Below are 7,985 nucleotides of genomic sequence, written 5' to 3' on the forward strand. Positions count from 1 at the left end.
CCCGCCGCGAGCGCCTCGACCGGCGTTGTCGCGCAATCGCTTCCGCGTTCGGCGGCGCTGCTGTTCTCCGAGGCCATGGTGCTGTCCCCGGCCGAGGCTCGCGCCCTGCTGGACACCCTCCCGGTGCAGGGCCGCGCACCCAAGACCGGTTACGCGCGAAACCAGTTCGGCGAGACCTGGACCGATGACGTCGATGTCGCGGGCGGCCACAACGGCTGCGACACCCGCAACGACATCCTCGGCCGCGACCTGATCGACCCCGCCTTCAAACCCGGCACCGGCGACTGCGTCGTGCTCTCGGGCACCCTCACCGACCCGTACACCGGCAGATCCATCGACTTCGTGCGCGGCCAGGACACCTCGCATACGGTGCAGATCGATCACGTGGTCGCCCTCTCGGACGCCTGGCAGAAGGGCGCGCAGCGACTGAGCCCCCGCGAACGCGCCAACCTCGCCAACGACCCGCGCAACCTGCTCGCCGTCGACGGCCCCGCCAACCAACAGAAGGGCGCGAGCGACGCCGCCTCCTGGCTGCCGCCCGACAAGACCTACCGCTGCACATATGTGGCGAAGCAGATCACGGTGAAATCCGCGTATTCCCTGTGGGTTACGCAGCCGGAGAAGGACGCCATGATCCGCGTCCTCGACGCCTGCACACCCTGATCGCCCCAAACCTGTTGTTCACCAATGAATGGAGTGAAAGAGATGAAGAAGGTCCTGGCCACCATCGGCATGACCACCGCCACCGCCGCCACCCTGCTCGCGGTGACCGCCACCGAGGCCCACGCGGACTTCCACACCGCCCCGGGCGTCCCCGCCGACATCCCGGCCGCCCCGGCCGACACGCAGTCCGCCCCGGCCGAAATCCCGGCCATCCCCGCCTCCACCACCGCCCGTGACCTCCTCACGGGCGCAGGCCTGGTCGTCCCCGCCGCCGACGTCTACTACAAGAACTGCACCGAAGCACGCGACGCGGGCGCGGCCCCCATCCGCAAGGGCGAACCCGGCTACCGCCCCGCCCTCGACCGCGACAACGACGGCGTGGCCTGCGAATAGCTCGCGAAATCAGTTGGCGGTCTTGGTTTTCTCTCGCATCGAGTCCGCCATTTGGGCGGGCATGGCTTCGTGTCTGGCGTAGGCGCGGGTGAAGGTGGCGCCGCCGTGGGCGAGGGAGCGTAGGTCGATGGCGTAGCGGCTGAGTTCGAGTTCGGGGACTTCGGCGCGGATCATGGTGCGGCCCAGGCCGACCGGTTCGGTGCCGAGGACGCGGCCGCGGCGGCTGGAGAGGTCGCCGAGGACCGGGCCGACGTATTCGTCGGAAACGACCACGCGCACTTCGGAGATCGGTTCGAGCAGGCTGATGCGGGCGGTGCCCGCGGCTTCACGGAGGGCGAGGGCGCCTGCCATCTGGAAGGCGGCGTCGGAGGAGTCGACGGAGTGCGCCTTGCCGTCGAAGAGGGTCACTCGCACGTCCACCAGGGGGTAGCCCGCGGCCACACCCTTCACGGCCTGGGCGCGCACACCCTTCTCGACCGACGGAATGAATTGGCGCGGAACGACTCCGCCCACCACCTTGTCGACGAACTCGATCCCGGAACCCTCCGGCAGCGGCGCGACCTCGATCTCGCAGATCGCGTACTGCCCGTGCCCGCCGGACTGCTTCACATGCCGTCCTTTGGCGGAGGCCGAGGTGGCGAAGGTTTCCCGCAAGGCCACCCGGTGGTCGATCACGTCGACCTGGACCCCGAAACGGGACCGCAGCCGTTCCAGCGCCACTTCGCGATGCGCCTCGCCCAGACACCACAGCACCAGCTGATGGGTGTCGGCATTCTGTTCCAGCCGCACCGTCGGATCCTCCGCGACCAGCCGCGCCAACCCTTGCGAGAGCTTGTCCTCATCTGCCTTGCTGTGCGCCTTGATGGCCACCGGCAGCAGCGGATCCGGCATCGACCAGGGTTCGATGATGAGCGGACAGTCCTTGGCGGACAACGTATCCCCGGTCTCGGCCCGTGACAGTTTGCTCACGCACACGATGTCCCCGGCGATGGCCTGCGGCAGCGGCCGCTGCTGCTTGCCGAAGGGCGCGGAGACGCCGCCCACGCGTTCGTCGGCATCGTGATTGCCGGTCTCGGCGGGCCCGTGCCCGCACACGTGCACGGTGTCGTCGGCGTGCAGGGTCCCGGAGAACACCCGCACCAACGACATTCGCCCCACATACGGGTCGGAGGCGGTGCGGATCACCTCGGCCGCCAGGGGAGCGGTGGGATCGCAGGCCAGCGCGGACGCCTTGCCGCCGGACCCGGTCGCGAACACGGGATGCTCTGCGGGCGTGGGGAATCCACGCGTGATCAGATCCAGGATCTCCACCGTCCCCAGCCCCTGCCGCGCCCCTTCCGGCGGCGGTGCGGCGATCAGCACCGGATGGAAACTGCCGCGCGCCACCGCCTTCTCCAGATCCGCGACCACCGTGGCGAGATCGATCTCCTCGCCGCCGAGGTAGCGGTCCATGAGCGATTCGTCCTCGCTCTCGGCGATGATCCCCTCGAGCAGCCGCCCCCGTGCCTCCTCCATCTGCTCCCGCTGTTCTTCCGACACAGGCGTTTCCGTGCGCTCACCGGTGATGTAGTCGTAGACGTGTTCGGTGAGCAGGTCGATCAACCCGGTCACCGGCCGATGCCCGTCGGCGGCCTTCGGCCCGTACACCGGAAGATGCAGCGGCAGTATCGATTCCGACCGTCCGCCGCCGAGGATTTCCCGGCAGGTCTCGGTCATGTCCTCGAAATCGGCGCGCGCGGTGTCCAAATGGGTGAGCACGATCGCGCGCGGCATGCCGACGTGCGCGCATTCCTCCCACAGCGCCAGCGTCGCTCCGCTCACACCCTCCACGCCCGCGGCGGCCGAGAGAATGAAAAGGGCCGCGTCCGCTGCTCGCAGACCGGCCCTGAGTTCCCCGACGAAATCCGCGTATCCGGGGGTATCGAGGAGATTGACCTTGAGGTGGTCCCATCCCATCGGCACCACCGACAGTTGGACCGACCGATGTTGTCGCTGCTCGATATCGTCGTAATCCGAGACGCAGGTGCCGTCCTCCACCCGCCCTGCCCGGGGCACGGCCCCGGCGGCCACGGCCAGCGCCTCGACCAGCGTGGTCTTGCCCGATCCACTGTGGCCGACCAGCACCACATTCCGTATCTCGTCCGGCCTTTCGGCCACGACTACCCTGCCGTTGACACCTTGCGACGACGTCGTTCGCTCGACCATGGCTCGCTCCGGGGGTCGATGAAAGCGGTCCTTCGAGCTTCCCACCAGCGACGCGCACACGTCCACGAATCGACCGAACCGATTTGTACGGCACGCCGATACCTGGCGTTCACCTGAGGCGACACGCCCACGGGCTGATCAGCAGGGTGTACATTCGACCTCGTCACGAAAGTGATGGCGGGGAGGATGGAGCGCCGTTATGACCGACGCCCCACCCGGATGGGTCATCTCAGCCCAGCATCCGCCGGACCAAGATGGTGATCACCCCGGCAACTGCGGCCGTTGCAGCAACAACAACCCAGTTGACCGGGGAACCACTCTTACGATGTTTCGCCTCGCGACGATGTTTCGCCATCCCCACCCACCTCCTTCCTGGGCGCGGCTCAGACCAGGCTCGATCCGTAAATCAAGCCACCGCCCCTCGGAAGGAAGTGGGCTCACACTATGTGAATGGGCAGCTGGAAACGCCTGAATCGCAAGCAATTTGCGCTCGCAAGCGGCGCGGCGGAAATTGGCGTGTTGTAAATATGTAGAAGGCCCGGACATTTCGTCCGGGCCTTCCTATTTGTCTGTTTATCGCAGGCGAATTCGCTTATGCCCCTGAAGAACCGAAACGAGCCAGCACGCTGTTCGCCTCCTGGGCGGCGGAGCCTTCCTGGGCCAGGTGCAGCATCTCCGGGGAGATCTCGCGGCCGTGGTGTCGCATGGCCTGGGCGTAGAGGCGACCCGCGCGGTAGGAGGAGCGGACCAGCGGTCCTGCCATGACGCCGGCGAAGCCCATTTCCTCGGCGGCCTTGGAGTGCTCGACGAACTCCTCCGGCTTGACCCAGCGGTCGACCGGGTGGTGGCGGGGGGAGGGGCGCAGGTACTGGGTGATGGTGATGATGTCGGTGCCCGCCTCGTGCAGATCGCGCAGCGCCTGGGTCACTTCCTCGGGGGTCTCGCCCATGCCGAGGATGAGGTTGGACTTGGTGACCAGTCCGGCTTCACGCGCGGCGGTGATGACCGACAGCGACCGCTCGTAGCGGAACGCGGGCCGGATGCGCTTGAACACGCGCGGCACCGTCTCCAGATTGTGCGCCAACACCTCCGGCCGCGACGAGAACACCTCGGCCAGCTGTTCGGGCACCGCGTTGAAGTCAGGGATCAGCAGCTCGACACCCGTGTTCGGGTTGAGTGCCTTGATCGCGCGCACGGTCTCCGCGTACAGCCACGCCCCGCCGTCCTCGAGATCGTCGCGCGCGACGCCGGTGATGGTCGAGTAGCGCAGCCCCATGGCCTGCACCGACTCCGCCACACGCCGCGGCTCGTCACGATCCAGCGCGGCGGGCTTGCCGGTGTCGATCTGGCAGAAGTCGCAGCGCCGCGTGCACTGCTCGCCGCCGATCAGGAAGGTGGCCTCGCGGTCTTCCCAGCATTCGAAGATGTTGGGACACCCGGCTTCCTCGCAGACCGTGTGCAGCCCTTCGCGTTTCACCAGGCCCTTGAGTTCGGTGTACTCGGGGCCCATGGTCGCGCGGGTGCGGATCCAGGAGGGTTTGCGCTCGATCGGGGTCTCGGCGTTGCGCGCCTCGATGCGGAGCAGTTTGCGGCCATTGGGTGCGGACGCGCTGGTTGGTGTCGGGTTGTCGACGGAGGTCACTTTGTTCACCCTACGCTCGTGATCATTCAGCCTTGGCGGGCACTGCGGCGGGCACCACGGGCAGCTGATCGGTCGTGGCCGCGGGCAGCGGCTCGGGGCATTCGGCCGCCGCGTCGGCGCAGCGGGACAGCGTGTGGTCGGCCACCTTCAGCATGCCGTCGAGGGCACGCGCGATGGCGTCGGCGACCAGCGGCCGCACCTCGTCCACGGTGACGTCGCGGCCGAGTTCGCGGCTGAGTGTGGTGACCCCGGCATCGCGGATCCCGCACGGCACGATGGCGTCGAACCCGGCCAGGCTGGAATCGCAGTTGAGCGAGATCCCGTGCAGGGTGACGCCGCGCTGCACGCGCACGCCGATGGCCGCGACCTTGCGCTCGGGCGCGAAATTGTTGGCGGGCACCCAGACACCTGAACGGCCTTCCACCCGACCGGTTTCCAGGCCGAGCTGCGCGCAGACGGCGATCAGGGCTTCCTCGAGGCGGCGCACGTAGGCGACGACGTCGACGGGTTCGGCCAGCCGCACGATGGGGTAGCCGACCAATTGCCCGGGCCCGTGCCAGGTGATCTTCCCGCCGCGATCCACCTCGATGACCGGGCTGCCGTCCATGGGCAGATCCTGCGGTTCGGTGCGCCGCCCGGCGGTGTAGACGAAGGGATGTTCGAGCAGCAGCAGCCGGTCTTGTCCGATTCCGTCGGCGCGTTCCGCGGCGATTCGCCGCTGCAGCTCCCAGGCTTGCTGGTAATCGATGAGGCCCAGATTCTCCACGGCGAGGGGTGTGCCGTCGAAGCGGGCGGATACCGCACGGGGTAACGGTGCGGTGGCCGTACTCTCACTCACGATTGCGACGTTACCCCTCCGTCGAGGACGCGTTGCATGAGCGTCAGGTCCATCCAGCGCCCGAACTTGTACCCGACTTCCGCCATCTGCCCGACGATCGCGAACCCGAATTTCTCGTGCAGTGCGATCGACGTGCGGTTACTCGACTCGATCGCCGCGATCATGGTGTGCACATCCGAATGCTGCGCCCGCTCGAGCAGCGCGGTCATCAACGCCGTGGCCACCCCGCGCCGCTGGAATATATCTGACACGTACACCGAATTCTCGACCGCGAAGCGGTAGCCGGACTTCGGCCGGAACTGCCCGTAGCTGGCGTACCCGGCCACCCGGCCGTCGATCTCGGCCACCAGCACCGGATGCCCGGCCCCGGTCCGCCCCGCGAACCACGCCTTGCGCTCGTCCAGATCCGCGGGCTCGGTATCCCAAATAGCGGTGGTCTCGGCGATGGCGTTGTTGTGGATCACCAGGATCTCCGGCAGATCACTCTCCCGCGCATCCCTGATCAGCAGCTCGGACGATTGATTGGTCACCGGCCTACGGTATCGACGGGTCCACTGTGACGTGCGCCGCGCCTGCTGTGATGCCCACCGCGCCCGCCGATCCCGTCATTCCGGCGGGGCTCTTAGCCGGAATCTACTGCGCGTGGCCGAGCGTCGCGGCCAGCGCGGCGCCGATGGTCGGGTGCTGGAACTGGTATCCGGCCTCTTCCAGTGCGGTGGGAATCGCCCTGGGGCCGTGCAGGATTGCTTCCTCGGCGAATTCGCCGACGGCGGCGCGCAGCGCGAAGGCCGGGACCATCAGCGGGGTGGGCCGGTGCATGACGCGGCCGAGCGCGCGGGTGAACTCGGCATTGGTGACCGGGGCGGGGCCGACCATATTGACTGGGCCGGAGAGGTTTTCGTGGGTCAGCGCGTACATGATCGCGCCCACCTCGTCGTCCAGGGAGATCCACGGGACGTACTGCCGCCCGCTGCCCAGACGGCCGCCGAGGCCGAGATAGTAGAGCGGATAGAGCATTCCGAGCATGCCGCCGTGCCGCGCCAGCACCACTGCGGACCGCAGCAACACCGTGCGCACCCCGGCGTCGGCGGCCAGTTCGGTGGCGGATTCCCAGTCGGCGCACAGCCGCGCCAGGAATCCCGTTCCGGCAGGGGAGGTTTCGGTGATGATCCGGTCCCCGGCGTCGCCGCCGTAGTAATGCACGCCGCTGGCATTGACCAACGTCGGCACCCCCGCGGCGGCGACCGCGGCGGCCAGCACATCGGTCGGCACGATCCGGCTGTCGCGCAGCTCCTGCTTGTAGCTGCCGTTCCAGCGTCGCCGCCCGATGCTCGCGCCGCACAGGTTCACCACGGCGTCGGCATCGCGCAGCGCGCGCTCGTCCAGGTTGGAACGCACCGGGTCCCAGGTGAATTCGTCGCGGGCGTGGACGGGACGGCGCACCAGGCGGATGACCTGGTGCCCGTCGCGGCGCAGGGCCGCGACGAGCGCCGTCCCGATCAGTCCGGAGGATCCGGCGACCACGACCTTCATGCGACTACAGGCCGAGATCGCCCTCGAACGCCGCCTCTTCGAGTCGGTGCTTGATCGTGGTCACGAAGCGACCCGCGTCGGCGCCGTCGATGAGGCGGTGATCGTAGGTGAGCGGCAGGTAGGCCATCGAGCGGATGCCGATGAACTCGTTGCCGTCGTCGGTGATCACCATCGGGCGACGCACGATAGCGCCGGTGCCCAGCTCGGCGGCCTGCGGCGGCACCAGGATCGGGGTGTCGAACAGCGCGCCGTTCGAGCCGATGTTGGTGATGGTGAAGGTGCCGTTGGCCAGCTCGTCCGGCTTCAGGCCGCCGGTGCGCGCCCGGTTGGCGATATCAGCGATGGCCCGCGCCAGTCCGGCCAGCGACAGGTCGTTGGCGTTGTGGATGATCGGCGAGAGCAGACCCTGCTCGGTGTCGACCGCGATACCCAGGTTGACCACCGAGTGGTAGGTGATCTCCTTGGTGTCGGAGTTGTAGGACGCGTTGATGTTCGGGTGCACGGCCAGCGCCTCGATGACGGCCTTGGCGTAGAACGGCAGGTAGGTGAGGTTCACACCCTCCCGCTGCTTGAACGCGGCCTTGGCGCGGTTGCGCAGGGACGCGATCTTGGTCATCCATGGAGTTCAAGCGCTTCTTCGCCGCCGCCCCGGCCGATCACCTGGACGGCGACGAACTGCTGCTGCGAGACCCGGTGTCCGGCGCCACCGAT

General features: G+C 68.0%; 5 protein-coding genes and 2 pseudogenes. 1 reads left to right on the forward strand and 6 read right to left on the reverse strand.

Annotated elements, in window-relative coordinates; genetic code table 11:
* Positions 1-1,056, forward strand: a pseudogene (locus tag ACWELQ_RS30775) (GmrSD restriction endonuclease domain-containing protein); the annotation flags it as partial.
* A 9-nt stretch (positions 1,057-1,065) separates the two neighbouring features.
* Here ACWELQ_RS30775 and ACWELQ_RS30780 read toward each other — a convergent pair.
* From ACWELQ_RS30780 to ACWELQ_RS30805, 6 genes and pseudogenes are all read right to left on the reverse strand, one after another.
* Positions 1,066-3,261 carry an elongation factor G-like protein EF-G2 gene (locus tag ACWELQ_RS30780; protein ID WP_452400534.1) on the reverse strand — a complete coding sequence of 732 codons (2,196 nt, stop codon included), beginning with the start codon at positions 3,259-3,261 and terminating at the stop codon, positions 1,066-1,068.
* Between the two features lie 592 nt (positions 3,262-3,853).
* On the reverse strand, positions 3,854-4,903 hold the full coding sequence (gene lipA / locus ACWELQ_RS30785; protein WP_452400535.1) for a lipoyl synthase: 1,050 nt from the start codon (positions 4,901-4,903) through the stop codon (positions 3,854-3,856).
* Positions 4,904-4,925: 22 nt separating this feature from the next.
* A complete protein-coding gene (lipB, locus tag ACWELQ_RS30790) occupies positions 4,926-5,741 on the reverse strand; it encodes a lipoyl(octanoyl) transferase LipB (RefSeq protein ID WP_452400536.1) in 816 nt (271 codons plus the stop codon).
* Positions 5,738-6,250 (reverse strand): N-acetyltransferase family protein, encoded by a 513-nt coding sequence (locus tag ACWELQ_RS30795; protein ID WP_452400538.1) that lies wholly within the window; start codon positions 6,248-6,250, stop codon positions 5,738-5,740. Before ACWELQ_RS30795 ends, lipB begins: the two co-directional genes overlap by 4 nt.
* A 124-nt stretch (positions 6,251-6,374) precedes the next feature.
* A complete protein-coding gene (locus ACWELQ_RS30800; RefSeq protein ID WP_452400537.1) occupies positions 6,375-7,274 on the reverse strand; it encodes a TIGR01777 family oxidoreductase in 900 nt (299 codons plus the stop codon).
* A 4-nt stretch (positions 7,275-7,278) separates the two neighbouring features.
* A pseudogene (locus tag ACWELQ_RS30805) lies at positions 7,279-7,890 on the reverse strand (2-oxo acid dehydrogenase subunit E2); the annotation flags it as partial.
* Positions 7,891-7,985: the final 95 nt, after the last annotated feature.

Source organism: Nocardia sp. NPDC004722 (genome assembly GCF_053601505.1).

Coding starts and splice junctions, on each gene's coding strand:
- ACWELQ_RS30800 (WP_452400537.1), bottom strand. CDS start 7,274: ATGAAGGTCGTGGTCGCCGGATCCTCCGGACTGATCGGGACGGCGCTC.
- ACWELQ_RS30780 (WP_452400534.1), bottom strand. CDS start 3,261: ATGGTCGAGCGAACGACGTCGTCGCAAGGTGTCAACGGCAGGGTAGTC.